Origin of the sequence: Novosphingobium sp. Fuku2-ISO-50 (assembly GCF_001519055.1) — a bacterium.
Classification (GTDB): Bacteria; Pseudomonadota; Alphaproteobacteria; order Sphingomonadales; family Sphingomonadaceae; genus Novosphingobium.
In genome coordinates this window covers 578,040-600,550 of record NZ_KQ954285.1, presented here as the reverse complement: position 1 = coordinate 600,550, position 22,511 = coordinate 578,040, and the positions used below count along the sequence as shown (strand labels likewise).

Here is a 22,511-nt window from a genome sequence, read left to right as displayed (position 1 = left end):
CATCATTTCGCCCGCGCTGCGATCATCGGGCGCAGTCTGGTCCACGATCGTCCGGCCCGCAAGGCCTTCCACCAGCTCGCCGGGTTCCACCCCTGGCTGCCGTCGAGCGAAAAGGTCAGGAATTCGGCGCGACCGCCGACGCTCGATAAGGGCACCGGGCCCCCGAGGCCGTTGCTTTCGACCGGTGCGCGGCTGTCGGCGGAATGATCGCGGTTATCCCCCATCAGGAAGACATAGCCGTCGGGCACGCGGATTTCGGGATAGTGGTCGAGCGGTTGGTCGCGGTGATCGATAATGCGATAGGTCGCCCCGTTGGGCAGGGTTTCGCGATAGATCGGCAATTCGCAATAGCGCCGCCCGTCCGCTCCGCGAAAGCGCAAGCCCGGAAAATCGTCGGGATCGCACGGCTGATTGGGATCGACCGGCAGGATCAGCGAGGGTTCGACGACCTGGGGCACCGGCTTGCCGTTGAGAATGATCTGTCCGCCTTTGACCGCGATGCGATCGCCCGGCAAGGCGACCACGCGTTTGATATAGTCCTCGTCGCGATCGGGCGGTACGACAATGACGATGTCGCCATATTCCGGCGTGCGCGGAAACAGGCGCAGCCGCGAACGTGGCAGGACGTGGAACGAGGCGGAAACCCACGACCAGCCATACGGGTATTTCGACACCACCAGCCGGTCGCCGACAAGCAGGTTGGGCATCATCGAGATCGACGGGATGTAGAACGGCTTGGCCACCAGGCTGTGAAACGTCACCACCGCCGCGAGCATCATCACCAGCCCGCGCAGTTCGATCAGCCAGCCCGGCGTGGCGGGGGTATCGGGCGCCAGTTCGGGCCGGGGTTCGGGCCGGGATTCGGGCTGGCGTTCGTCGTGCGTCATGCGCCAATCCCGCCAATGCCAGTCAGCCCAAGCGGGCGCGCCTCGATCACCACGAAGGCCTGCGCCCAGGGATGATCGTCGGTCAGCGTCAGATGGATCACCGCTTCGTGCCCCGGCGGGGTGATGGCGCTGAGCCGCGCCGCCGCGCCGCCGCTCAGCGCCAGTGTCGGCGCGCCCGATGGGGCATTGATCACGCCAATGTCTTTCATGAACACGCCCGCACGAAATCCGGTGCCGACCGCTTTGGAAAAGGCTTCCTTGGCCGCAAACCGCTTGGCCAGCGTGCCCGCTTTGGAAAAAGGCCGGCGTGCGGCCTTGGCTTGTTCGGCTGCGGTAAACACGCGCTCTTCAAAGCGCGCGCCAAAGCGGTCGAGCGAAGCCTGGATCCGCTCGATATTGCACAAGTCGGACCCCAGCCCGATGATCAACGCGCTTCGTCCATCAACGCGCGCATGCGGCGCACCGCGTCGGCGAGCCCGGTAAAGATCGCCTCACCGATCAGATAGTGCCCGATGTTGAGCTCGGCCAGTTGCGGGATCGCGGCGATCGGCTGAACATTGTCATACGTCAGGCCATGGCCGGCATGCGGCTCGATGCCGTTGCGCGCGGCGAGCGCGGCCATGTCGGCGATCCGTTTCAGCTCGATCGCGCGCGCTTCGCCGGTGGCATGGGCATATTCGCCGGTGTGCAGTTCGACCACCGGCGCGCCAAGCCGGATCGCGGCTTCGATCTGGCGCGGCTCGGGCGCGATGAACAGGCTGACCCGAATGCCCGCGTCGACAAGGCGCGCGATCGCCGGGGCCAGCCGGTTGTGCTGCCCGGCGGCATCGAGCCCGCCCTCGGTGGTGCGCTCCTCGCGCCGCTCGGGCACGATGCAGGCGGCATGGGGGCGATGGCGCAGCGCGATCGCGACCATTTCGTCGGTCGCGGCCATTTCAAAGTTCAGCGGCAGGTTCGTCGCGGCCTGAATGCGGGCGATGTCTTCGTCGCGGATATGACGGCGGTCTTCGCGCAAATGCGCGGTGATCCCGTCGCCGCCGACTTCGGCCACGATCTGCGCCGCGCGCACCGGATCGGGATGATCGCCGCCGCGCGCGTTGCGCACGGTGGCGACATGATCGATGTTGACCCCCAGGCGCAGCCGTTGCGGGCCGTTCACGCCGCCGCCCCGGTTTTGCTTTCGCCGTCGGCGCTTTCGGCCCGGCTGCCCGGCTTGATCGCGGGTATCGCGGCCAGTTCTGCGGGAACTTCGTCGGGGGCATACGTCGGAAAGCTGAGCGCGATCAGCGAATGAAACGGCACGCCGAAATCGGCCGCCCCGGCAGATCGGTCGACCAGTGCGGCAGCGGCGATGACGACGCCGCCGGCGGCCTCGATGGCGCGAATCGCCTCGCGGCTCGACAGTCCGGTGGTCACCACGTCTTCGACCATCAGCACGCGTTCGCCCGGCTGCAGCGCAAACCCCCGGCGCAGCTCGAAAGTGCCGGTCGGGCGTTCGACGAACATGGCTTCGACGCCGAGCGCGCGGCCCATTTCATGGCCGATGATCACGCCGCCCATGGCCGGTGAGACCACTTTCTGGATCTGCTGGCGCAATTCGCGCGGCAATTTTGCCGCAAGGGCTGAGGCCAGCCGCGTTGCGCGCATCGGGTCCATCAAGACGCGCGCACATTGCAGGTAATGCGCGCTGTGTCGGCCCGACGAGAGCAGGAAATGTCCTTCGAGCAGGGCCCCGCTCGCGCGGAATTCGGAAAGGATTTCGTTGTCTTGCATGGTCGGTCCGAGAACTTTGCATGGGGGCGAGCAGGTGGCGCAAGCCCGGGGGGTGAATGAACCGGCAAATGGCGCGCCAAAGCGCTTGGGGCAAGCCTTTTTGCGCCGATTCGGCACGGCGAGCCCCGCGCGCCGCATAAGGGTGAAAAAATGACCGCAACGGTGCTTGAGCGCCTTCTCAATCGCACGTATAGCAAGCGATAACACAGAATAATGTTTGGGATGTGCCGCGATGTCATTGATCGCGCGCAAAGAGGGAACGGATAGTTCGACGATGACCATTGCCGAAAATTCCCGTGCCGTGGCAAAAACGTTCGCGAGGCTGGGGTTGGCCGCCGTGATCGTGATGAGCCCGGCGATCGTGCTGGCGCAATCAGCACCACCTGCGGCGCCGCTGGCTGCGGCGTCATCCGCCGCGGTCGAGACTGCCGTCCCCGCCGTTTCGGCCGCCCCTGCCAAGGCTTCGGCAGATGCTTATGTCCCGGCGCGCCCGGTGGCAGGCAAGGGGCAGCCGATCGCAGGCGCGATCGGGTTTCAGGACCAGTATTCGCCGACCGGCAAGGAAGCGCAGCGCATGCACGACGCGCTGTTGATGCCGATCATCACGGCGGTTACGCTGCTGGTGCTGTTGCTGCTGCTCGTGGTCATGGCCCGGTTCAACCGCCGTGCCAATCCGGTGCCGTCGAAAGTCAGCCACAATACGGCGATCGAGGTGGTCTGGACTTTGGCGCCGGTGCTGATCCTGGTGCTCGTCGCCGTGCCCTCGATCCGCCTGATCGCGCATCAATACCGCGCGCCCGCCAAAGGCGCGGTGACGGTCAAGGTTACCGGCTATCAGTGGTATTGGGGCTATGGTTATCCCGACAACGGCGGGTTCGAAGTGATTTCGAACATTCTCTCGCCCGAAGACGCGATCAAGCGGGGCGAACAGCCGCAGCTTGGCGCCGACAATCGCATGGTCGTGCCGGTGGGCGAAGACATCCGCATCCAGACCACCGGGTCGGACGTGATTCACTCGTTCTCGGTGCCTTCGCTGTGGTTCAAGCTTGACGCGATCCCGGGCCGGATCAACGAACGCGTGATGCATATCAACGAGCCGGGCGTCTATTACGGCCAGTGCTCCGAACTGTGCGGCGTGCGCCACGGCTATATGCCGATCGTCGTCGAAGCCGTTCCCCGGCCCAAGTTCGAGGCCTGGGTCAAGGCACAGGGCGGCACTGTCGGTGCGCCCGCTGCCAAGGCGGCCTCAGCCGATACCCCTGCCGTTTCCGGTGCCGCTTCCGCCACTGCCAAGCCCGGCGCCTGATTCCATCTCCGATTTTCGAAGGTCGCATTTCAATGGCCAGCATTCCAGCAGACCACGAAGGTTTCGATGCGCATCACGATGAAGCGCACGACCACAAGCCGAGCTTTTTTGCGCGGTGGTTCATGTCCACCAATCACAAGGACATCGGCACACTCTACTTGTTGTTCGCAATTTTCGCCGGCGTTATCGGCGGTGCGGTTTCGGGGATCATGCGCGCCGAACTGATGCATCCCGGCATTCAGTACCTCGGCGCGGTCGCCTCGTTTCTGGGCGAAAAGAACCCCAGCTTTGACCAGCAGCTTCACTTGTGGAACGTACTGATCACCGCGCACGGGCTGATCATGGTGTTCTTCATGGTCATGCCGGCGATGATCGGCGGCTTTGGCAACTGGTTCGTGCCGATCATGATCGGTGCGCCCGACATGGCCTTTCCGCGCATGAACAACATCTCGTTCTGGCTCACTTTTGCCGGGTTCTGCTCGCTGATGTTGTCGGCCTTCGTGCCGGGCGGGGTGGGCAACGGCGCGGGCACGGGCTGGACGGTCTATGCCCCGCTGTCGACGTCGGGTTCGCCCGGGCCTGCGGTCGATTTCGCGATCTTTTCGCTGCACCTTGCGGGCGCCGGATCGATCCTCGGCGCGATCAATTTCATCACCACCATTTTCAACATGCGTGCGCCGGGCATGACCTTGCACAAGATGCCGTTGTTCGTGTGGTCGGTGCTGGTCACCGCGTTCCTGTTGCTGCTGTCGCTGCCGGTGCTGGCGGCGGCGATCACCATGCTGCTGACCGATCGCAATTTCGGCACGACGTTCTTTGATCCGGCGGGCGGCGGCGATCCGGTGCTCTATCAGCACTTGTTCTGGTTCTTCGGTCACCCCGAAGTCTACATCATGATCCTGCCCGGTTTCGGGATCATCAGCCAGATCATCTCGACTTTCTCGAAAAAGCCGGTGTTCGGCTATCTCGGGATGGCCTACGCCATGATCGCGATCGGGGTTGTGGGCTTCATCGTCTGGGCCCACCACATGTACACCACCGGGCTCGACGTCGACACGAAGATGTATTTCACCGCCGCGACGATGGTCATTGCGGTGCCGACCGGCATCAAGATCTTTTCGTGGATCGCGACGATGTGGGGCGGTTCGATCGAGTTCAAATCGCCGATGGTCTGGGCGATCGGCTTCATTTTCCTGTTCACTGTCGGCGGTGTGACCGGCGTGGTGCTGTCGAATGGCGGCATCGATGACAATCTTCAGGACACTTACTACGTCGTGGCGCATTTCCACTACGTGCTGTCGCTGGGCGCGGTCACTTCGCTGTTTGCCGGGTTCTTTTACTGGTTCCCCAAAATGAGCGGCCGCTGGCACAGCGAATTCCTGGCGCACCTGCAATTCTGGGTGTTCTTCGTCGGGGTGAACCTGATCTTCTTCCCGATGCATTTCCTTGGCACGCAGGGCATGCCGCGCCGCTATCCGGACTATGCTCCGGCGTTCGAACATTGGAACGAAGTGGCGACCAACGGCTATATGATCATGTCGGTCTCGATGATGATCTTTTTCATCAACATGGCCTATGCCTTCACCTTCGGGCGCAAGGCCGAAGGCAATTACTGGGGTGAAGGGGCAACGACGCTGGAATGGACGCTGTCCTCGCCGCCGCCGTTCCACCAGTTCGAAACGCTGCCGGTGATCGATACCGCCGCAGCCCATTGATCGAGCCGCAACTCCGATCGTGAAAACCAGGACACCCCGGCCCGCAAGGCCGGGGTGTTTTGCGTTCGGGCCTCTTTGCTCCGGGTGCAAGGCCTGTTAAACGATCACTTAAATCAAGGTGGGAGAGACTCGGATGCCGGAATTTCGGCGAATCGATTGCGGCGAAGCGACCTTTCGCGTCGCGCTCGAAGGAACCGGGCCGCTGGTGATCATGGTCCACGGCTTTCCCGAAAGCTGGTATTCCTGGCGTCACCAGATCGGGCCGGTGGCAGCGGCGGGCTATCAGGTCGCGGCCATCGATGTGCGTGGCTATGGCGGGTCGGACAAGCCCGAGGCCGTTTCGGCCTATGCGATGGAACACCTCGTGGGCGACCTGGTGGGGCTCAAGCAGGCGCTGTCGGGCGAGGCCCCTGCGATTCTGGTGGGGCACGACTGGGGCGCGCCGATCGTGTGGAATTCGGCCTTTGTCCGGCCCGATCAGTTTCGCGCGGTGGCGGGTCTGTCGGTGCCCTTTGCCGGTGCGCCAAGCCGCCCGTTTACCGAAGTGTTCCGCGAAAAGTTCACCGCGCAGGGCCTGTTCTTCTATCAGGAATATTTCCAGAAGCCCGGTCGCGCCGAGGCCGAGCTGGAACCCGATCTGCGCCGGTTTCTCACGCTTTTCCTCTGTTCGATTTCGGGCGAGGCGCCGAGCGATGCCTGGCCGGTCAAGCCGGTCGATGCGCTGTTGCTCGACGGTCTGAAAGCGCCGACGACTTTGCCGCCATGGCTGACCGAGGCCGATCTCGATTTCTACGTCGGTGAATTTGCCGCATCGGGGCTGCGCGGCCCGCTTAACCGCTATCGCAATCACGAGGCGGACTTTGCCTGGCTGTCACCGCTGGCGGGGCGCACGCTCGATCAACCGGCGCTCTATATCGGCGGGACGCGCGATCCGGCCAGCACGCTGTTCGGCCAGGTCGCCGATCCGGTGGCGATGATGCGCCGCTTTGCGCCCCACGTCGAAGGCCACATGCTCGAAGGATGTGGCCACTGGACGCAGCAGGAACGCCCGGAAGCGGTCAACCGCCTGTTGCTCGATTGGCTTGCGCGGCTCGACTGATGGGGATCGGCGCAATCAGAGCCAGCTTGCCAGCCAGTCGGCAAGCGCTTGCGGCGACATGTTGCGCGCGTCGGCCAGCGCCGTGACATGGCCCTTGTCGATCAGGCGATTGTCGTGCGGGTCGATGACCAGCAAGGCAGGCACGCCGTCGAGCCGCCGGGTGATGCCATAACGCGCGGGGATCTGGAGATTTTTATCAAACCGGCCAATATCGACCATGACCAGTTCGTAATGCTCTTCGACAAAGGCCTTGAGCCTGGGGTTTTCGAGCGTTCCGGCCAGAATGCGGCAATCGGGGCACCAGTTGCCGCCAAGATCGACCAGCAGCAGCTTGTGCCGCGCGATCGCGCGCTGGCGCGCCTCGGCCACCGCGCGGTCGGCATCGGCCGTGGTGTTGTAGGGCAACGGCAATGGCTGCGCGAGCTGATCGAAGCTGGCGATGTCGAGATGCGGGGCATGGACTGCGGCCATGGCCGGCGCCGCGGCCAGCGCCGATGCAAGAAGCGCGATCCGGCAAAGCGAGCGGGCGGGCAGGCGCATCAATAATACTCCATCAATCCAGTAGAGATGTCGATCGAGCTTTACCCGGATTTTCGCATTTATCCAGTCCCCGATGGCCCGTCGCTTTCGCTTTCCCTGTGCGACAGGCACCTTTATAGCTTCAGGTACAATGACAATCGCCCCAACTCAAACCAGCTTCACCCCGCTTGACGCCGACTGGCGTGATTTCTTTGCCCTGACCAAGCCCAGGGTGATGACTCTGGTCATTTTTACCGGGCTGTGCGGCTTGCTCGCCGCGCCGGGGCATCTCGACCCGGTGCTGGCGTTTACCGCGATCTTGTGCATCGCGGTCGGCGCCGGCGGCGCGGCGGCGCTCAACCAGTGGTGGGAAGCCGACATCGATGCGGGCATGAAGCGCACGCGTCATCGCCCGCTGCCCGCCGGAAAGATGGAGCGGACTTCGGCGCGCGATTTCGGCTTTGCCCTGTCGGGTGGCGCGGTCATGGTCATGGGGCTGGCGATCGGCTGGCTCGCTGCGGCGATTCTGGCGCTGTCGATCTTTTATTACGCGTGGATCTATACCGTCTGGCTGAAACCGCGCACGCCGCAGAACATCGTGATCGGCGGCGGCGCCGGGGCCTTTCCGCCGATGATCGGCTGGATCGCGGTAACCGGGCATATCACGCTGATGCCGGTGCTGCTGTTCCTGATCATCTTCATGTGGACGCCGCCGCACTTTTGGGCGCTCGCGCTGTTCGTGCAGACCGATTATGCCAAAGTCGGTATCCCGATGATGCCGGTTGTCGCCGGAGAGCGCGCCACCCGGCATCAGATTCTGGGCTATGCCGCGCTGCTTTTGCCGCTGACGCTGGTGCCTTGGTGGCTGGGGTTTGCGGGCAAGGTCTATGGCTTTTCGGCGCTCGCGCTGGGGCTCGTGTTCCTTGCGCTGTCGGCGTGGGTGGGGCTGCGCCGGTCGTCCGGGACGGGCGATACGATGAAGCCGGAAAAGCGCCTGTTTGCCTATTCGATTCTCTATCTTTTCGTTCTTTTTGCCATGCTGGTGGTTGACCGGGTTGTGGCCAGCTATGGAGCCTGACGCATGACGGATTCCCGATCGCAGCCGCTTTCGCCTGCCGAACTGGCGGCATTTCGTGCGCGCCAGAAATCGCGTTCGCGCGCGCTGGCCGTGGTCCTGCTCGCGCTGGTCGTGCTGTTCTTTGCGATCACCATCGTCAAGATCAGGAACCAATCGGCCATGCGCGCGGCGGCCGCTTCGCATCCGGCGGCCTCCACATCGCCCTCGCCCGACGGGAAATGACCATGGCGACCCGTTCAGGCGGCCGTTTCACGGCCAATCACAAAGTCGGGCTGCTGGCCGCTGGAATGGGTTTGGGCATGCTCGGCCTCGGCTATGCGGCGGTTCCGTTCTATCGCCTGTTTTGCCAGGCGACCGGGTTCAACGGCACAACGCAGCGCGCGACGGTCGCGCAGGCGGCCTCGATCCGCGTCACCGGGCGCCCGATCACCATCCGCTTTGACGCCAATGTTGCGCCAGGGATGAAGTGGATCTTTCGCCCGTTGCAGGTCACGCAAGAGGGGCGTGTGGGCGAGCGCAAGATGGCGTATTTCTATGCAAAGAACATCAGCGATCACGCCATCGTCGGTCGCGCGGTATACAATGTCACGCCCGAACAGACCGGCGCCTATTTTCACAAGATCCAGTGCTTTTGCTTCAGCAATCAGCGGCTTGAGGCCGGGCAGGAAGTGCGCATGCCGGTGATCTATTACGTCGATCCCGCCATGCTGAAGGACGATGATGCCAGCGACGTCCAGGAAATCACGCTGTCCTATACGTTCTTGCCCGCCGCCGGCGGCTGAAAGGGCCAGTGGTTGAAAGGCTTTCCTGGCGGTCATAACGGCACTTGTCCGCCGGTTCCTGAATCGCTAGACATTCTGATGAAATCGGACAGGGGTCTGTTCCCCATGTCCGCAAAACAAGATCTGCTAGACAGAATTCTGGGGGAATAGGACGATCATGGCCGGCGCCAAGAACCACGATTATCACATCCTGCCGCCCGACATCTGGCCGTTTGCCGGCGCGATGTCCGCGCTGACGATGACCAGCGGGCTGGTGTTGTTCATGCACAAGACGCCCGGCGGCGTCAGCGTTGCGCTGGCGGGCCTGTTTGGCGTGGCGCTCACCATGTTCTCGTGGTGGGGCAAAGTGATCAAGGAAGCGCACGAGGGGCATCACACCCCGGTCGTGCAGTTGCATCAGCGGTATGGGATGATCCTGTTCATCGCCTCCGAAGTGATGTTCTTTGTCGGCTGGTTCTGGGCCTTTTTCGACTTTTCGCTGTTTCCGTCGAAGATCGCGGTCGACGTGATCGGCGGGCAATGGCCGCCCAAGGCGATCACTGCGGTGATGAACGCCTTTGACCTGCCGCTGCTCAACACGCTGATCCTGTTGTGTTCGGGTACGACGCTGACCTGGGCGCACCATGCGCTGATTCACGGCAATCGCACCGATCTCAAGCGCGGGCTGTGGGCGACGATCCTGCTGGGCATGATGTTCAGCTCGATTCAGGCCTATGAATATGCCCATGCGCCGTTTGCCTTTGGCAAGAACACGTATGGCTCGGCGTTTTACATGGCGACCGGGTTTCACGGGTTCCACGTCATTGTCGGCACGATCTTCCTGATCGTCTGTCTGGTCCGTGCCTATCGCAACGATTTCACGCCGCGCCAGCATTTCGGTCTGGAAGCGGCGGCCTGGTATTGGCACTTTGTCGACGTCGTCTGGCTGTTCCTGTTCGTGACGATCTACGTCTGGGGCAACTGGGGCGCGGCGATCGAATGATCCGCAATTGCGAGTGACCCAAATCCCGGTGATTCCGGTCACGGGTGATTCCGGTCACGATGGCGAAAGCATGCAGATGATCCCTGGAGGCGATTTTTCCTCCGCGAAGGGGCAGCCCGGTCTGGTTCGGGCTGCCCTTTTCGCTTTGTGCCCGCGTTGCGGCGCGCCGCGTCGGGGTTTGCAGCCTTGCGCGGGGTGCGGGCTCGATTTTGCCGCCGAGGCGCCGTCGGGGCGCGGGCTCTATCTTGTCGTCCTGCCGCTGGTCGTGGTGCTGGTTCTGGCCGCGTTGAAGCTCGATGATGCCTGTCGCCCGCCGCTGTGGGTCCATGCGCTGATCTGGCCGCCGGTGGTTGCGGCGGTGATCGTGGGTGCGCTGCGGCTGGTTCAGGTTGCGCATTGGCGCGCCGTCGCGCCTTTGCAGATCGGGGGCGGGGCGCGGGCTGGTGGAGGGGAGACACCTTCTTCCGCCGCCGTTGCCGCGCCATCCGGCCAAACCCCTCCACCACCCTTCGGGCGGTCCCCCTCCCCGAAACCGGGAGGAGAAGCATAGTGCGTCGTCCTCCGCTGATCGCGACGCTGGTCGTGCTGCTTGCCGTGGGCATGATGATCGCGCTGGGCATGTGGCAATTGCAGCGCCGCGCCTGGAAAGAAGCCTTGCTGGCGCGCTTTGCCGCTGCCGAACAGATTGCCGCGCCGCTGGTGGTGACAGGCGCGGACCTGCCGCATGACGCCGCCTATCGCCATGTCGTATGGGCTTGCCCCGAAACCGGCGCGGACCAGGTCGTTGCCGGGCGCAATGCCGAAGGCCGCTCGGGCTGGGCGCATGTCGTGCTGTGCATCCATCGTTCGGGCGCCGACGCGACCATGGTGCCGGTGGTGCTCGGCTGGTCGTTTGGCCTGGCGCCGGTGCGATGGGCCGGGGGCGCGCTGGCCGGAGTCGCCGTGCCCGGGCCCAAGGCGGGGGTGGTCCTGCCGCCCGGGTCTGCGGGGCCGCGAAAGGCCGATTGGCACATCGTCGCCGAGCCGCCGCTGGCCGGGCTCATCGCCAATGCCCGGCCCGATCCGCGCGATATACCCAACAACCATTGGTCTTATGCGATCCAGTGGTTTGCTTTCGCAGCGACCGCGCTGATCATCTACATCCTGGCGCTGCGTCGGCGTTGACCCCTATTTCGCCGACCTCTGGCTGGTTGCCATCCGGGCTCATGACGGCTAGTCGCCCGGCGACCACATGGGGTTTGTCATGAAGTATGTCAGCACACGCGGGCTTGCGCCCGCGCTCGATTTCGAAGGGGTGACTCTGGCGGGGCTCGCCAGCGATGGCGGGCTTTATGTCCCCGAAGCCTGGCCGCGCTTTTCACCCGACGAAATCGCCGCGCTCGCCGGACTGCCTTATGCCGAACTGGCGCTGCGGGTGATGCAGCCGTTTGTCGGCGACAGCCTGACGCCGGAACGGCTGCTCGAGCTGACGACAAAGGCCTATGGCCGGTTTGCCCATGCCGCCGTCACGCCGCTTCGCCAGTTTGACGAGCGCCACTGGCTGCTCGAACTGTTTCACGGCCCGACGCTGGCGTTCAAGGATGTCGCGCTGCAGTTGCTCGGCCTGCTGTTCGAGGAATTTCTGGGCCGTCGCGACGATCATCTGACGATTGTCGGGGCGACGTCGGGCGATACCGGCTCGGCGGCGATCGACGCGGTCGCGGGCCGGGCCAAAGTCGACATTTTCATGCTGCATCCCCATGGCCGGGTCAGCGATGTGCAGCGGCGCCAGATGACCAGCGTGCTCGCGCCCAATGTCTTCAACATCGCCATCGACGGCAGCTTTGACGACGCGCAGGCGACCGTGAAGCGGATGTTCAACGACACCGAAGTCACCGCCCGTTTCGGCATTGCGGCAGTCAATTCGATCAACTGGGCGCGCCTGATGGCGCAAGTGGTCTATTATTTCGCCGCCGCGCTGCAGCTTGGCGCGCCGCATCGCAAGGTTGCCTTTGCGGTCCCGACGGGCAATTTCGGCGATGTCTTTGCCGGCTATGTCGCGGCGCAGATGGGCCTGCCGATCGAGCGGCTGATCGTTGCGACCAATATCAACGACATCCTCCATCGTGCGCTGTCGACAGGCGACTATTCCGCGGGGTCCGTCACGCCGACTGCCGCGCCTTCGATGGACATTCAGGTCTCGTCGAATTTCGAACGCCTGCTGTTCGATGCCGCCGGGCGCGACGGCGCGCTGATCGCGCAGCAGATGAAGACGTTTGACGCGACCAAAGTGCTGCACCTGACCAATGCGCAGCGCGCGGCGGCGGCAGGCCTGTTTACCAGCGCACGCGCCGATGCCGACCAGATGATCGCGGCGCAGCGCTGGGCCTATGAAGCATGCGGCGAAGTGATCGATCCGCATACCGCGATCGGGCTTCACGCTGCGCGCGCGGCGCAGGCTCTGCCCGCCGATGTTCCGGTGGTCACGCTGGCGACGGCGCATCCGGCCAAGTTTGGCGACGCGGTGGAAAGCGCGATCGGCGTGCGCCCGGCCTTGCCTGCGCGAGTGGGCGACTTGTTCGACCGTGAAGAACGCTACGATCGTCTGGCGGGCACGTATGACGCGGTGAAGGACTATGTCACCGCGCGCGCAACGCCGCGTCACGGCTGATGGCCCAGCTCGTTCTTTCGCCCCGGCTGATGATCGGCGAAGGCTGGGACGACTTTGCGCTGATCGATTCGGGCCACGGGCGAAAGCTTGAAGCCTATGGCCCCTATCGGTTCATCCGCCCCGAGCCGCAGGCGCTGTGGAGCCCGCGTCAGGCCGATTGGGCAGCGGACGGCGAATTCATTCCGGGGTCCGACGAGGACGGCGGCGGGCGTTGGCATTTCGATCGGCCCGTCCCGCGCGACGGCTGGCCGCTGGCGCGCGGCGATGTGCGCTTTACCGCCAGTTGCACGCCGTTTCGCCATCTCGGCTTTTTCCCCGACATGGCCCCGGTGTGGGACTGGATGGGCACCCGGCTGGCGGGCGCCACAGAGGCATCGACGCTCAATCTGTTTGGCTATACCGGGGTCGGCACGCTGTCCTTGTCGCAGTTTGGCCCGGTGACCCATCTCGACGCCTCGAAGAAGTCGGTGGCGCAGGCGCGGGCCAATGCCGCGCTGTCGGGGATGGAATCGCGGCCCATTCGCTGGATCGTCGATGACGCGGTGAAATTTGCCGCACGCGAAGTGCGGCGCGGTCGGCGTTATGACGGGATCATTCTCGATCCGCCCAAATTCGGACGCGGACCCGAAGGCGAAGTCTGGCGGCTCGAAGAAGGTCTGCCGGGGCTGATCGGCGAATGCGCGCGGCTGCTCGATGTGCAAAGCCGGTTTCTGTTCCTGACGGTCTATGCGGTGCGCATGTCTTCGCTGGCGCTGGCGGGTCTGCTCGATGAAGCGCTGCGGCACTTGCCCGGCACGATCGAACATGGTGATCTCGCGCTGGTCGAAACCGGCGAGGGCGGGCGTGTCTTGCCCACGGCAATTTTCGCACGCTGGTCGATGAATTGAATGGCCGGGGATTGAACAGGTCGGCGATAAGAGGAGGTAATGATGGGCGGAATCGCGGTTTTGCGTGCGTCGGAAGCTGGACAAGCTGCACCCCTGCTGTCAGAGGCCCGCGCCGTGTCAGACAGCCTTATCCTTGAAGTCGCCAATATCGAGACCGACGTGCTCACCGGGGTTTACTCGGAAGAGACCGGCCGTCCGCAACCCCTGCGCATTTCGATCGCCGTCGCGCTGGCGCCCGAGCCGCAGTTTGCGCCCGATACGCCGCTGTCGGCCAGCAAGAATTACATGGATCTGAAATTCGCGGCGACGCGCGGATTGCCGCAGGGGGTCCATTTCACGCTGATCGAATCGATCGGCGATCACATCGCCGAAACGCTGTTCCTGCAAGACGCGCGGGTCCAGCGGGTCACCGTCAAGATCGTCAAGCTGGCGATCAGCGAGGCGGGCGAAGAAATCGGCATGACGCTGACCCGGCATCGGCGGGGATGACCCCCGTCGATCGGCCACTCGCGGTGATTACCGGCGGGTGGCGCCGGATCGGTGCGGCGATTGCCGAACGGCTGGCAGGAGCGGGGTACGACCTTGCGCTCCATGCGCACGATCCGAAAAGCTTTGATGCGGCATTCGTCGCCCGGCTTGGCGCATTGGGGGCGACGGTTCATCCGCTGGCGGCCGATCTGTCGGACCTGGCGGCGGTCGAAGCGCTGATCCCGGCGGCGATCGCGGCGGCTGCCCGCGCGCCGGTGCTGCTGGTCAATTGTGCCTCGCTGTTTCACGATGACAACGCGGGCACGTTCGACGGCGCGACGCTCGAAGCGCATTTCCGGGTCAATTGCCATGCCCCGCTGATCCTGACGCGCGCGCTGGCCGCAGCCCTGGCGCAGAGCAACGGCGAAGGCGCGGTGGTGCAGATCATCGACCAGCGGGTCAGAAACCCGGTGCCCGATCAGATCAGCTATACCCTGTCGAAACAGGCGCTTCATGCCTCGGTCCGGACGATGGCGCGGGCGCTGGCGCCGCGCGTGCGGGTCAATGCGGTGGCGCCGGGGCTGACTTTGCCGACCGATGACTATGACCCGGCGCAGTGGGAGCGGCTGGGCCGGCTGATGCCGCTCGATCGGCTGTCGCGGCCCGAAGACATTGCCGATGCCGTGCTGCATCTGGCCACTGCGCGCGCGACCACCGGCGAAACGCTGTTCGTCGACGGCGGGGCAAACCTGGAATCGTATCCGCGCGACTTTCTATATCTGGCGCGTTGATTATATCAGGTCGCATGAACGCGTCGGCGCCTTTCGGCTCTCCGGGCCCGCTGATCGATCGCTTTGCGCGGTCGATCACCTATTTGCGCCTGTCGCTGACCGACCGTTGCGATTTGCGATGCACCTATTGCATGCCCGAGCGCATGCAGTTCCTGCCCCGCGCGGACGTGCTGACGCTCGAAGAGATCTATCTCGCCGCGCGCGCGTTCATGGCGCGCGGCGTGCGCAAGATCCGCCTGACCGGCGGCGAGCCGCTGGTGCGGCGCGACATGATCGACCTCGTGCGTGCGCTGGGCCGCCATATCGGCGATGATCTCGACGAGCTGACGCTGACGACCAATGGCACGCGGCTGGCCGAATTTGCGGGCGATCTGGCCGATGCCGGGGTGCGCCGCATCAATGTCTCGCTCGACACGCGCGATCCGGAGCGGTTTGCCGCGCTGGCCCGGCGCGACATGCTGGGCAACGTGCTGGCGGGAATCGCGGCTGCGCGCGAGGCGGGGCTGGCGGTCAAGATCAACACCGTCGCGCTCAAGGGCATAAACGAGCACGAAATCGCCGACCTTGTCGCCTGGGCGCATGGCGAAGGCTACGCGATCACGCTGATCGAGGTCATGCCGCTGGGCGAGGTCGAAGGCGACCGCTTCGATCATTATCTGCCGCTCGATGCTGTACGCCATGCGCTCGAACAGCGCTGGACCCTGGTGCCCAGTGCGGCACGCAGCGGCGGTCCGGCGCGCTATGTCGATGTTGTCGAAACCGGCGGGCGGCTGGGCTTCATCACGCCGCTGACGGGCAATTTCTGCGAAGGGTGCAATCGCGTGCGGCTGACCGCAACGGGGCAACTGTTCATGTGTCTGGGCGGTGAAGGGCAGGTCGATCTGCGCGCGGCGCTGCGCAGTGACGATCGCGAAGCGGCGCTGAACGACGCCTTTGCCCGCGCCATGGGCGAAAAGCAGGAACGGCACGATTTCGCGATTTCGGGGCCGGGCGGGCGGCCCAGGCTGGCGCGGCACATGTCGGTCACGGGCGGATAGAGGCGGCGATGGATCGTGGTGCGCGGCTGGTATTCCTTGGCCGACTCGAAGATCTGGCCGGCATGGCCGAACTGGCAGTGCCGACCGGCCCGCTGGAGCAAGTGCTTGCCGGGCTTGACCGCGAGCTGGCCGTGGCGCTGCTCGATGATCGCGTAAGGCTTGCGCTCAATGGCCGGCTGTTGGCGGAAAGCGGCGGAATCATGCTCGGGGCGGGCGACGAACTGGCGTTTCTGCCCCCGGTCAGCGGTGGCTGAGATGATCCTCGATGTCCGCCTTGTGCCCGGCGCGTTTGATCCCGCGGGCGAACTCGCGGCCTTTGCCGCGCGCGTTCCGGCGGCGGGCGGCGTGGTCAGCTTTCTGGGCAAAGTGCGCGCCGACAGTGGGGTCGAAGCGCTTGAGATCCGCCATTACGAGCCGATGACGTTGCCCGGATTCGCGGCGCTGGCGCAGACCGCCGCGCGGCGCTGGGCGCTGGAGGGCTTGCTCTTGCTGCACCGTGTCGGCGAAATGGGGCCCGATGCGCCGATCGTGCTGGTTGCCGCCGCCGCGCGCCATCGCCGCGACGCCTTTGCCGCGACCGATTTCGTGATGGACCACCTCAAGAGCGAATCGTGGCTGTGGAAGCGCGAGCGCACGGCGCAAGGCTGGCGCTGGATCGAACCGCGCGCGCAAGATCACGCCGACCGCGCGCGCTGGACCTAATTTTCTGCAGCGCGTTGGAGCGCGGCGATTCGCGCGTCTTCATCGGCGAGCATGGCGGCGACATCGCTGTCGGCGCGCGCAATCACCGCATACGTCGCAGCGCCCCGCGCACCGCCGCTTTGGGCTGCGGAGACGGCGGTGCCGACCATCAGCGCGTCGAGATCGGCCAGCGGCAAGGCGGTATCGCTGCGTGCCGAATCGAGCGCGGCCATGGCCGTGGTCGCCGCTGCCCAGGCTTCGCTGCCGACGCCGGTGCCTCGTGCCGCTTTGCTCAGATCATCGGCTTCTTGCGCGCGATGGGCAAATTCCTGCGCCGCGCGGGCCGCATCGGCGCGCAGCGATTCGACGTGCCCGACGGTTGCCGAATCGGGTGAGGCGGAGGCTTGCGGCGTGATCGGCGCAGTCGCGGCGGCTTCCTCGATAAACGCCCGCTCTGCCGGGCGTTGCGCCAGCGACGGGTATGTGGTCGCGCCGCCGCAGCCGGCCAGCATGAATGCGAGCATAAGGGCGGATCGGGTGAAGGGGGCTGATGACACCTTGGGCATGGCCGTGCCATAGCATGACGCGCGGTGACCGCCAGTGGCGATGCATGTCGGCTGATCGTGAATCGTTGACAGCTTCGCCGCATTCGATTATCGGCGCCCCTCTTTCCGGAGCTTCGCAATTTCGCGGGGTTCCGCTCAATTGCCCGCTGTCCACGATTCGCCGCTGCCTTTGGGTGCCGGATGATCGGGGTGCTTGGTGGGTCAGGCATTGAAACGGATAGCAGGAACCATGTTCGCAATCGTGCGCACGGGCGGCAAACAGTATCGGGTCGCCGCCGGAGACAAGATCGCCGTCGAAAAGCTGGCTGGTGAAGCCGGTGAAACGATCACCCTCGGCGATATCCTTCTCGCTGGTGAAGAGGGCGCGTTGGCGGACCCCGCCAAAGTGACGGTTTCGGCCGAAATCATCGCTCAGGCGAAGTCGGAAAAGGTCGTGGTGTTCAAGAAGCGCCGCCGCCATAACTACCGTCGCAAGAACGGCCATCGCCAGCAGCTTACCCTGCTGCGCATCCTGTCCGTCGCCTGATCCGACCAGTTCGAGGAGTAACCAACCATGGCACACAAGAAAGCAGGCGGTTCGTCGCGCAACGGTCGCGACTCGCAATCGAAGCGCCTTGGCGTGAAGAAGTTCGGCGGCCAGGACGTGATCGGTGGCAACATCATCATTCGTCAGCGCGGAACCCGCGTCTATCCGGGCGTGAATGTCGGTCTCGGCAAGGATCACACCCTGTTTGCGCTCGCGGAAGGTCGCGTGCGTTTTCATTCGGGCAAGCTCGGCCGCAAATATGTGTCGGTCGACAAGATGGCCGAAGCCGCAGAATAAGCGGATGGTCTTGCCAAAGGGCCATCCTGACGGGGTGGCCCTGCCGGTCTTGCTGATGCAGATCGGCTGAACGAGGGAGAGGGCCCCGCCCGTCTCCCTCTTTTCGTATCTCCCTCATCCTCCATGCACCAATGCATCCGTTTTGCGGCGCTGTTTGCCGCAAATTGGATGCATCCCGTGCTTGTCGAAATAGTCTTGTCACCTCAGGCGATTACTGGCGCGTCGAGAGCGATCCGAATTCAACGGGACGTTCCGACGGGAAAGCGTGATCGCCTGTTTGGGAATGGCGGGGCGGATGAAGGAGAACGCACGTGTTCATTCGCAGCGAACGGCTGTTTTTGCGGCCTGCCTGGCCCGAAGATCGGGCCGAGCTTCACGATTTGACTCATGACGAGGCGATTGCGCATGACTGGACTGTCATGCCGCAGGCGCTGCGCCATCCCCGTTTCGTGATTACGCGACCCGATCTGCACGGGGCCGAAGGCGGTGCGCCGATGATCGGCACGGTCGGCTTTACCGATTGTGATCGGGCCGATTGCGGAGGGCCTGATTCCCAAGGAGACGCCGAGCTGGGCATCTGGATCGCGTCCGGGCATCGAAGCCGGGGCTATGCCACCGAAGCGGCGCGCGCCGCGCTCACGCTGGCGCGCACGCTTGGCCATTGCCGCGTCCTTGCCAGCCAGTTCGTCGACAGCCCGGCAAGCGCCCGGGTCTTGTCGAGGCTCGGGTTCATTCCGGCAGGCCCGGCGCGTCTGCGCCATAGCGCGGCACAGGGACGGTTTGGCATGGTCGTGCCTCACGCACTGGTCTTGTGCCCCCCGGTGAGCGGCCCGGCAGACCCCGCCGATCCGGCCATGCTCAGGCGCGCGGCCTGATCGTTCGCAGCTTTCTTGCCATTCTTGCGACGCGGCCCTAGGGCAGAAGCGGTCGGTGGGCCGTTTCTGCTCGCCGCGCCATGGGGTCATACCAAGGGTCGAATGGCAACACGACGACGTCTCAGTCCGGAAGAAAGCCGTATCGCCGCGCTCGAAGCGGCGCGCCTGTTGCTGATCGAGGCCGGGCCGCAGGCTGTCACGCTGAAAGCCGTGGCGGCGATGATCGGGCGCACTCATGCCAATCTGTTGCATCATTTCGGCTCGGCGGCGGGGTTGCAGGGCGATCTTGCGCGCTATCTGACAGGCATGATCTGCGCCAAGATCCGCGAGGCGGTGCTGGCCCATCGTTCGGGAATCGGCACGCCGCGCGATGTCGTCGATCTGACGTTCGATGCCTTCGACCGCGAAGGCGCGGGCGCGCTGGCGTCATGGATGCTGGTGACCGGCAACAAGGACGCGCTCGATCCGATTGTCGAGACGATTCACGATCTTGTGGTCGAACTTGATGAATTCGGCGGGGAAAAGCGCCGCGACAATACGCTGGCGCTGACGCTCATGGCGCTGGGCGATGCCTTGCTGGGCGGTCCGCTGAGCCTGGCGCTCGAATTGCCGCGCACGGCCGCGCGCGATCGCGCCGAACGCATGCTGCGCGAAGAACTCGAAGGTAACAGTTGCGGCTGAGCGGTTGCGCGGCTGTAGTTGAGGGGCTGTAGTTGAGGGGCTGTAGTTGAGGAGCTGGGGTTCAGGCGAGTTCCATCCAGCCGGGCGCATCGACAATCTCTTCGACGCGGCGATGATCGACGGCCAGACCCAGCGCGGGATAGGCGGCGCGCTGACGTTCCGGGCGTGACTGCGCGATCGGCACGACCACCAGCCGCCGATTGACCTTTTGCCGCCAATTCATCCGCGCGGTGTTTTCCTGCCCCACATAACAGCCCTTGGTAAAGCTGACGCCGTGAAGATCGGCGGCATTGGTTTCGAGCCAGAGCGTGGCATCGCTGCCAAGTTCGGCCTGCCCCTCGGTCACCCCGAGCGCAAGGCGATGGGCGAGCCAGGCCTCGTCCGCCGCGTGATCGCCCTGGCCTTTCGGGGCAATCCAGCGCCAGCCGAGTTCGGCCAGGCGCGGGTCGGGCGCTGCGCCTGCGGGCAGATCGCCGCCGTCGGCCTGCCAGAACACGCCGAGGGTATCGTCGCGCGCAATGGCGATGCGGCGACGCAGGCGATAGAGCGTCAATCGCTTCGCCAAGGCATCGGCCACGGCTGCCTCGCAATCGAGCAACAGCGTATCGCCGTCGCGCCAGACCAGAAAATCGAACAAGGCCTTGCCCTGCGCGGTCAGCAGACCGGCCCAGACCGGCAAGGCGCCGGTGACATCGTTGGTGACCAGACCTTGCAGGAAGGCGGCGACATCCTCGCCCGGATCGAGCGGCGACAGGCGCACGATGGCGCGCGAATCGAGGCGGGGGGCATGATCGTGACAGGGCATGGGTGACAGATAGGGGGCGAGATGCTTATGGGGAAGGCCATGACCACGACTCTCACCCTTCGCCGCCCCGATGACTGGCATGTGCATTTGCGCGATGGCGCGATTCTGCAAGGCGTCGTGCCGCATACCGCGCGCCAGTTTGCCCGCGCCATCGTCATGCCCAATCTCAATCCGCCGATGACCGATGCGGCCGGGGTCTCGGCCTATCGCGCGCGGATCATGGCGGCGCTTGATCAGGGCGCGTCCAATCCGGCGTTTACCCCGCTGATGACGCTGTACCTGACCGATGCGACCGCCCCCGACGAGGTGGCGCGGGGCTACGCGGACGGCGTGTTCGTTGCGGCCAAGCTCTATCCCGCCCATGCCACCACCGGATCGGCGCATGGGGTGACCGATATTGCGCGGATCTATCCGGTGCTCGAACGCATGGCGGCGATCGGCATGCCGTTGCTCGTCCATGGCGAAGTGACCGATTCGCATGTCGACATCTTTGACCGCGAGGCGGTGTTCATCGACCGCACGATGACCCGGTTGATTGCCGACTTGCCCGAGCTTCGCGTGGTGTTCGAACATATCACCACGGCCGAGGCGGCCGCCTTTGTCGAAAATGCCGGGCCCAATGTTGCCGCGACGATCACCCCGCAGCACTTGCATATCAATCGCAATGCCATGCTCGTCGGCGGGATTCGTCCGCATGCCTATTGCCTGCCGGTGGCCAAGCGCGAACATCATCGGCTGGCGCTGCGCAAGCTGGCAACATCGGGCTTTTCGCGCGTGTTCCTCGGCACCGATACCGCGCCCCATGCCCGGCATCTGAAAGAAGCGGCCTGCGGCTGCGCGGGGATTTTCAACGCGCCGTTTGCGCTTGAAAGCTATGCCACGGTGTTCGACGAAGAAGGCGCTCTCGATCGGTTCGAAGCCTTTGCCTCGCTCAACGGCCCGGCGTTCTATCGCCTGCCGGTCAACGAGGGCACGGTAACGCTTGTGCGTGAGCCGGTGACCGTGCCCGACGCGATCGATTGCAACGGCACCATGATCGTGCCGTTCCATGCGGGCGAAACACTGGGCTGGCGTTTGATTCAATGATTTAAGGGCGGCACCGGCCCGCTCCCCCACCCGACGATGGTATCCTGTGGGAGGTCGGGTGGGGGAGCGGGCCGGTGCCGCCCCATCAAAGATAGCGTGTGCGCCGCCAGGTATCCCAGATAAACAGCGCGACCGCGATCCAGATCAGCACGAAGCAGGCCAGCCGCAGGGGATCGAGCGGTTCGCCGATGACGAACACGCCGATCAGAAACACGATCGTCGGCGCGGCAAACTGCATGAACCCCAGCATGGAAAGTGCAAGATTGCGCGCCGCAAACGCGAACAGTATCAGCGGAATGGCGGTTATCAGCCCGGATGAGGCAAGCAGCGCGCCCGTCAGTCCGCCTTGGGCCATGCTCGATCCGTGGGGGCCTTGGGCGACGATCCACGCCCAGACGGCGGCAACCGGAAACAGCAGCAGCGTTTCGACCGTCAGCCCGGTGATCGCGGTGACCGGGGTCGTCTTGCGCATCAGGCCATAGAGCGCAAAGCTTGCCGCCAGTTCGAGCGCGATGCCCAGCATCTGAATCGCCCCGGCCAGCAAAAGCGCGATGCCGACCCCGGCGATCACCACCGCGCTCCATTGCCGCCAGCTCAGCCGCTCGCCCAGGAACGCGGTGCCGATCAGGACATTGAGCAGCGGGTTGATGTAATAGCCAAGGCTCGTCGCCAGGACGTGGCCGTGGATCACCGCGTTGACATAGAGGATCCAGTTGGTGCCGATGAACAGCGCGCTGAGCACCAGCCGCAGGGCCAGATCGGGCCGGCGCAGCGTTGCGGCAAGATCGCCCCAGCCCCGGCTTGCCGTAACGAAGACGAGACAGACCGGCAGAGTGAACACCACCCGCCAGGCGACCAGTTCCAGCGGCGGCACATCGCGCAGCGCGTGAAACAGCAGCGGCAGAAACCCCCACAGGACATAAGCCGTCAATCCCGCAGCAAAGGCGGCGCGCGCATGATGCGCGGGGCTGGCGGGGGAGGGGTGGTTCATGCGCGATGCTGTGGCAGGGGGAAAGGTCG

General features: G+C 64.6%; 29 protein-coding genes. 21 read left to right on the top strand and 8 right to left on the bottom strand.

Features of this window, described 5'->3' with window-relative positions:
* Nucleotides 1-2 precede the first annotated feature (2 nt).
* The 4 genes from lepB to pyrE are packed head-to-tail and all read right to left on the bottom strand — an operon-like array spanning nucleotide 3 to nucleotide 2,660.
* A complete protein-coding gene (gene lepB / locus AQZ50_RS02765) occupies nucleotides 3-887 on the bottom strand; it encodes a signal peptidase I (protein ID WP_082703358.1) in 885 nt (294 codons plus the stop codon).
* On the bottom strand, nucleotides 884-1,315 hold the full coding sequence (gene acpS / locus AQZ50_RS02760; protein WP_067742109.1) for a holo-ACP synthase: 432 nt from the start codon (nucleotides 1,313-1,315) through the stop codon (nucleotides 884-886). Before acpS ends, lepB begins: the two co-directional genes overlap by 4 nt.
* On the bottom strand, nucleotides 1,312-2,046 hold the full coding sequence (locus AQZ50_RS02755; RefSeq protein WP_067742106.1) for a pyridoxine 5'-phosphate synthase: 735 nt from the start codon (nucleotides 2,044-2,046) through the stop codon (nucleotides 1,312-1,314). Before AQZ50_RS02755 ends, acpS begins: the two co-directional genes overlap by 4 nt.
* Nucleotides 2,043-2,660 (bottom strand): orotate phosphoribosyltransferase, encoded by a 618-nt coding sequence (gene pyrE, locus AQZ50_RS02750; protein ID WP_067742477.1) that lies wholly within the window; start codon nucleotides 2,658-2,660, stop codon nucleotides 2,043-2,045. The genes AQZ50_RS02755 and pyrE overlap by 4 nt, the downstream gene beginning before the upstream one ends.
* Nucleotides 2,661-2,934: 274 nt before the next feature.
* Here pyrE and coxB point away from each other — a divergent pair, with 274 nt between their 5' ends.
* The 3 genes from coxB to AQZ50_RS02735 all read left to right on the top strand — a co-directional run bounded on the left by coxB (nucleotide 2,935) and on the right by AQZ50_RS02735 (nucleotide 6,780).
* Nucleotides 2,935-3,966, top strand: coding sequence for a cytochrome c oxidase subunit II (gene coxB / locus AQZ50_RS02745; RefSeq protein WP_067742103.1), 1,032 nt, complete (start codon nucleotides 2,935-2,937; stop codon nucleotides 3,964-3,966).
* A 32-nt stretch (nucleotides 3,967-3,998) separates the two neighbouring features.
* Complete coding sequence (ctaD, locus tag AQZ50_RS02740) at nucleotides 3,999-5,681, top strand: cytochrome c oxidase subunit I (protein ID WP_067742100.1); 1,683 nt, start codon at nucleotides 3,999-4,001, stop codon at nucleotides 5,679-5,681.
* Between the two features lie 133 nt (nucleotides 5,682-5,814).
* Nucleotides 5,815-6,780 (top strand): alpha/beta fold hydrolase, encoded by a 966-nt coding sequence (locus tag AQZ50_RS02735; RefSeq protein ID WP_067742098.1) that lies wholly within the window; start codon nucleotides 5,815-5,817, stop codon nucleotides 6,778-6,780.
* Nucleotides 6,781-6,795: 15 nt separating this feature from the next.
* On the opposite strand, the gene AQZ50_RS02730 is transcribed toward AQZ50_RS02735, so the two are convergent.
* A complete protein-coding gene (locus AQZ50_RS02730) occupies nucleotides 6,796-7,320 on the bottom strand; it encodes a thioredoxin family protein (RefSeq protein ID WP_067742096.1) in 525 nt (174 codons plus the stop codon).
* A 130-nt stretch (nucleotides 7,321-7,450) separates the two neighbouring features.
* Here AQZ50_RS02730 and AQZ50_RS02725 point away from each other — a divergent pair, with 130 nt between their 5' ends.
* The 13 genes from AQZ50_RS02725 to AQZ50_RS02665 all read left to right on the top strand — a co-directional run bounded on the left by AQZ50_RS02725 (nucleotide 7,451) and on the right by AQZ50_RS02665 (nucleotide 16,676).
* Nucleotides 7,451-8,377, top strand: coding sequence for a heme o synthase (locus AQZ50_RS02725; protein ID WP_067742094.1), 927 nt, complete (start codon nucleotides 7,451-7,453; stop codon nucleotides 8,375-8,377).
* 3 nt (nucleotides 8,378-8,380) lie between these two features.
* Nucleotides 8,381-8,599 (top strand): hypothetical protein, encoded by a 219-nt coding sequence (locus tag AQZ50_RS02720; protein WP_067742092.1) that lies wholly within the window; start codon nucleotides 8,381-8,383, stop codon nucleotides 8,597-8,599.
* Nucleotides 8,596-9,159, top strand: coding sequence for a cytochrome c oxidase assembly protein (locus tag AQZ50_RS02715; RefSeq protein WP_156427201.1), 564 nt, complete (start codon nucleotides 8,596-8,598; stop codon nucleotides 9,157-9,159). The genes AQZ50_RS02720 and AQZ50_RS02715 overlap by 4 nt, the downstream gene beginning before the upstream one ends.
* 157 nt (nucleotides 9,160-9,316) lie before the next feature.
* Nucleotides 9,317-10,141: a cytochrome c oxidase subunit 3 gene (locus AQZ50_RS02710; protein WP_067742089.1), complete on the top strand. Its 825-nt coding sequence runs from the start codon at nucleotides 9,317-9,319 to the stop codon at nucleotides 10,139-10,141.
* Between the two features lie 178 nt (nucleotides 10,142-10,319).
* On the top strand, nucleotides 10,320-10,691 hold the full coding sequence (locus tag AQZ50_RS02705; protein WP_231730073.1) for a DUF983 domain-containing protein: 372 nt from the start codon (nucleotides 10,320-10,322) through the stop codon (nucleotides 10,689-10,691).
* Nucleotides 10,691-11,305, top strand: coding sequence for an SURF1 family protein (locus tag AQZ50_RS02700; RefSeq protein WP_067742086.1), 615 nt, complete (start codon nucleotides 10,691-10,693; stop codon nucleotides 11,303-11,305). The genes AQZ50_RS02705 and AQZ50_RS02700 overlap by 1 nt, the downstream gene beginning before the upstream one ends.
* 79 nt (nucleotides 11,306-11,384) lie before the next feature.
* Nucleotides 11,385-12,791, top strand: coding sequence for a threonine synthase (thrC, locus tag AQZ50_RS02695; RefSeq protein ID WP_067742083.1), 1,407 nt, complete (start codon nucleotides 11,385-11,387; stop codon nucleotides 12,789-12,791).
* On the top strand, nucleotides 12,791-13,678 hold the full coding sequence (locus AQZ50_RS02690) for a class I SAM-dependent rRNA methyltransferase (protein ID WP_067742080.1): 888 nt from the start codon (nucleotides 12,791-12,793) through the stop codon (nucleotides 13,676-13,678). The genes thrC and AQZ50_RS02690 overlap by 1 nt, the downstream gene beginning before the upstream one ends.
* Before the next feature lie 114 nt (nucleotides 13,679-13,792).
* A complete protein-coding gene (locus tag AQZ50_RS02685; protein WP_067742471.1) occupies nucleotides 13,793-14,167 on the top strand; it encodes a dihydroneopterin aldolase in 375 nt (124 codons plus the stop codon).
* Nucleotides 14,164-14,937 carry an SDR family oxidoreductase gene (locus AQZ50_RS02680; RefSeq protein ID WP_067742077.1) on the top strand — a complete coding sequence of 258 codons (774 nt, stop codon included), beginning with the start codon at nucleotides 14,164-14,166 and terminating at the stop codon, nucleotides 14,935-14,937. Before AQZ50_RS02685 ends, AQZ50_RS02680 begins: the two co-directional genes overlap by 4 nt.
* A gap of 14 nt (nucleotides 14,938-14,951) precedes the next feature.
* A complete protein-coding gene (moaA, locus tag AQZ50_RS02675) occupies nucleotides 14,952-15,974 on the top strand; it encodes a GTP 3',8-cyclase MoaA (RefSeq protein ID WP_067742074.1) in 1,023 nt (340 codons plus the stop codon).
* A gap of 8 nt (nucleotides 15,975-15,982) precedes the next feature.
* Nucleotides 15,983-16,228 (top strand): MoaD/ThiS family protein, encoded by a 246-nt coding sequence (locus AQZ50_RS02670; protein ID WP_067742071.1) that lies wholly within the window; start codon nucleotides 15,983-15,985, stop codon nucleotides 16,226-16,228.
* A gap of 1 nt (nucleotide 16,229) precedes the next feature.
* Nucleotides 16,230-16,676: a molybdenum cofactor biosynthesis protein MoaE gene (locus tag AQZ50_RS02665; protein ID WP_369801361.1), complete on the top strand. Its 447-nt coding sequence runs from the start codon at nucleotides 16,230-16,232 to the stop codon at nucleotides 16,674-16,676.
* Here the strand turns inward: AQZ50_RS02665 and AQZ50_RS02660 are convergent.
* Nucleotides 16,673-17,221: a hypothetical protein gene (locus AQZ50_RS02660; RefSeq protein ID WP_231730072.1), complete on the bottom strand. Its 549-nt coding sequence runs from the start codon at nucleotides 17,219-17,221 to the stop codon at nucleotides 16,673-16,675. The genes AQZ50_RS02665 and AQZ50_RS02660 overlap by 4 nt on opposite strands.
* Nucleotides 17,222-17,450: 229 nt before the next feature.
* On the opposite strand from AQZ50_RS02660, the gene rplU reads away from it, so the two are divergent.
* From rplU to AQZ50_RS02640, 4 genes are all read left to right on the top strand, one after another.
* Complete coding sequence (gene rplU, locus AQZ50_RS02655) at nucleotides 17,451-17,747, top strand: 50S ribosomal protein L21 (RefSeq protein ID WP_067742065.1); 297 nt, start codon at nucleotides 17,451-17,453, stop codon at nucleotides 17,745-17,747.
* Between the two features lie 27 nt (nucleotides 17,748-17,774).
* Nucleotides 17,775-18,044, top strand: coding sequence for a 50S ribosomal protein L27 (gene rpmA / locus AQZ50_RS02650; RefSeq protein ID WP_067742062.1), 270 nt, complete (start codon nucleotides 17,775-17,777; stop codon nucleotides 18,042-18,044).
* 311 nt (nucleotides 18,045-18,355) lie between these two features.
* Nucleotides 18,356-18,919: a GNAT family N-acetyltransferase gene (locus tag AQZ50_RS02645; RefSeq protein ID WP_067742059.1), complete on the top strand. Its 564-nt coding sequence runs from the start codon at nucleotides 18,356-18,358 to the stop codon at nucleotides 18,917-18,919.
* Nucleotides 18,920-19,021: 102 nt separating this feature from the next.
* A complete protein-coding gene (locus tag AQZ50_RS02640; protein ID WP_067742056.1) occupies nucleotides 19,022-19,600 on the top strand; it encodes a TetR family transcriptional regulator in 579 nt (192 codons plus the stop codon).
* A gap of 61 nt (nucleotides 19,601-19,661) precedes the next feature.
* Here AQZ50_RS02640 and AQZ50_RS02635 read toward each other — a convergent pair whose 3' ends face one another.
* Nucleotides 19,662-20,405, bottom strand: a complete 744-nt coding sequence (locus AQZ50_RS02635; RefSeq protein ID WP_067742054.1) for a CAF17-like 4Fe-4S cluster assembly/insertion protein YgfZ — start codon at nucleotides 20,403-20,405, stop codon at nucleotides 19,662-19,664.
* A gap of 39 nt (nucleotides 20,406-20,444) precedes the next feature.
* Here AQZ50_RS02635 and pyrC point away from each other — a divergent pair, with 39 nt between their 5' ends.
* Entirely contained in the window at nucleotides 20,445-21,491 is a 1,047-nt protein-coding gene (pyrC, locus tag AQZ50_RS02630; RefSeq protein ID WP_067742467.1) for a dihydroorotase, read from the top strand.
* An 85-nt stretch (nucleotides 21,492-21,576) separates the two neighbouring features.
* Here the strand turns inward: pyrC and rarD are convergent, their stop codons facing one another.
* Nucleotides 21,577-22,482 (bottom strand): EamA family transporter RarD, encoded by a 906-nt coding sequence (rarD, locus tag AQZ50_RS02625; RefSeq protein WP_067742052.1) that lies wholly within the window; start codon nucleotides 22,480-22,482, stop codon nucleotides 21,577-21,579.
* Nucleotides 22,483-22,511: the final 29 nt, after the last annotated feature.

Excerpts from the sequence above, each read along its gene's own strand:
- rpmA (WP_067742062.1), top strand. The coding sequence starts at position 17,775 with ATGGCACACAAGAAAGCAGGCGGTTCGTCGCGCAACGGTCGCGACTCG.
- AQZ50_RS02680 (WP_067742077.1), top strand. The coding sequence starts at position 14,164 with ATGACCCCCGTCGATCGGCCACTCGCGGTGATTACCGGCGGGTGGCGC.
- AQZ50_RS02730 (WP_067742096.1), bottom strand. The coding sequence starts at position 7,320 with ATGCGCCTGCCCGCCCGCTCGCTTTGCCGGATCGCGCTTCTTGCATCG.
- rplU (WP_067742065.1), top strand. The coding sequence starts at position 17,451 with ATGTTCGCAATCGTGCGCACGGGCGGCAAACAGTATCGGGTCGCCGCC.
- rarD (WP_067742052.1), bottom strand. The coding sequence starts at position 22,482 with ATGAACCACCCCTCCCCCGCCAGCCCCGCGCATCATGCGCGCGCCGCC.
- AQZ50_RS02670 (WP_067742071.1), top strand. The coding sequence starts at position 15,983 with ATGGATCGTGGTGCGCGGCTGGTATTCCTTGGCCGACTCGAAGATCTG.
- AQZ50_RS02720 (WP_067742092.1), top strand. The coding sequence starts at position 8,381 with ATGACGGATTCCCGATCGCAGCCGCTTTCGCCTGCCGAACTGGCGGCA.
- moaA (WP_067742074.1), top strand. The coding sequence starts at position 14,952 with ATGAACGCGTCGGCGCCTTTCGGCTCTCCGGGCCCGCTGATCGATCGC.
- AQZ50_RS02725 (WP_067742094.1), top strand. The coding sequence starts at position 7,451 with ATGACAATCGCCCCAACTCAAACCAGCTTCACCCCGCTTGACGCCGAC.
- ctaD (WP_067742100.1), top strand. The coding sequence starts at position 3,999 with ATGGCCAGCATTCCAGCAGACCACGAAGGTTTCGATGCGCATCACGAT.
- lepB (WP_082703358.1), bottom strand. The coding sequence starts at position 887 with ATGACGCACGACGAACGCCAGCCCGAATCCCGGCCCGAACCCCGGCCC.
- pyrC (WP_067742467.1), top strand. The coding sequence starts at position 20,445 with ATGACCACGACTCTCACCCTTCGCCGCCCCGATGACTGGCATGTGCAT.
- AQZ50_RS02690 (WP_067742080.1), top strand. The coding sequence starts at position 12,791 with ATGGCCCAGCTCGTTCTTTCGCCCCGGCTGATGATCGGCGAAGGCTGG.
- AQZ50_RS02660 (WP_231730072.1), bottom strand. The coding sequence starts at position 17,221 with ATGCCCAAGGTGTCATCAGCCCCCTTCACCCGATCCGCCCTTATGCTC.
- AQZ50_RS02715 (WP_156427201.1), top strand. The coding sequence starts at position 8,596 with ATGACCATGGCGACCCGTTCAGGCGGCCGTTTCACGGCCAATCACAAA.
- pyrE (WP_067742477.1), bottom strand. The coding sequence starts at position 2,660 with ATGCAAGACAACGAAATCCTTTCCGAATTCCGCGCGAGCGGGGCCCTG.
- AQZ50_RS02640 (WP_067742056.1), top strand. The coding sequence starts at position 19,022 with ATGGCAACACGACGACGTCTCAGTCCGGAAGAAAGCCGTATCGCCGCG.
- AQZ50_RS02735 (WP_067742098.1), top strand. The coding sequence starts at position 5,815 with ATGCCGGAATTTCGGCGAATCGATTGCGGCGAAGCGACCTTTCGCGTC.
- coxB (WP_067742103.1), top strand. The coding sequence starts at position 2,935 with ATGACCATTGCCGAAAATTCCCGTGCCGTGGCAAAAACGTTCGCGAGG.
- thrC (WP_067742083.1), top strand. The coding sequence starts at position 11,385 with ATGAAGTATGTCAGCACACGCGGGCTTGCGCCCGCGCTCGATTTCGAA.
- AQZ50_RS02710 (WP_067742089.1), top strand. The coding sequence starts at position 9,317 with ATGGCCGGCGCCAAGAACCACGATTATCACATCCTGCCGCCCGACATC.
- AQZ50_RS02635 (WP_067742054.1), bottom strand. The coding sequence starts at position 20,405 with ATGCCCTGTCACGATCATGCCCCCCGCCTCGATTCGCGCGCCATCGTG.
- AQZ50_RS02665 (WP_369801361.1), top strand. The coding sequence starts at position 16,230 with ATGATCCTCGATGTCCGCCTTGTGCCCGGCGCGTTTGATCCCGCGGGC.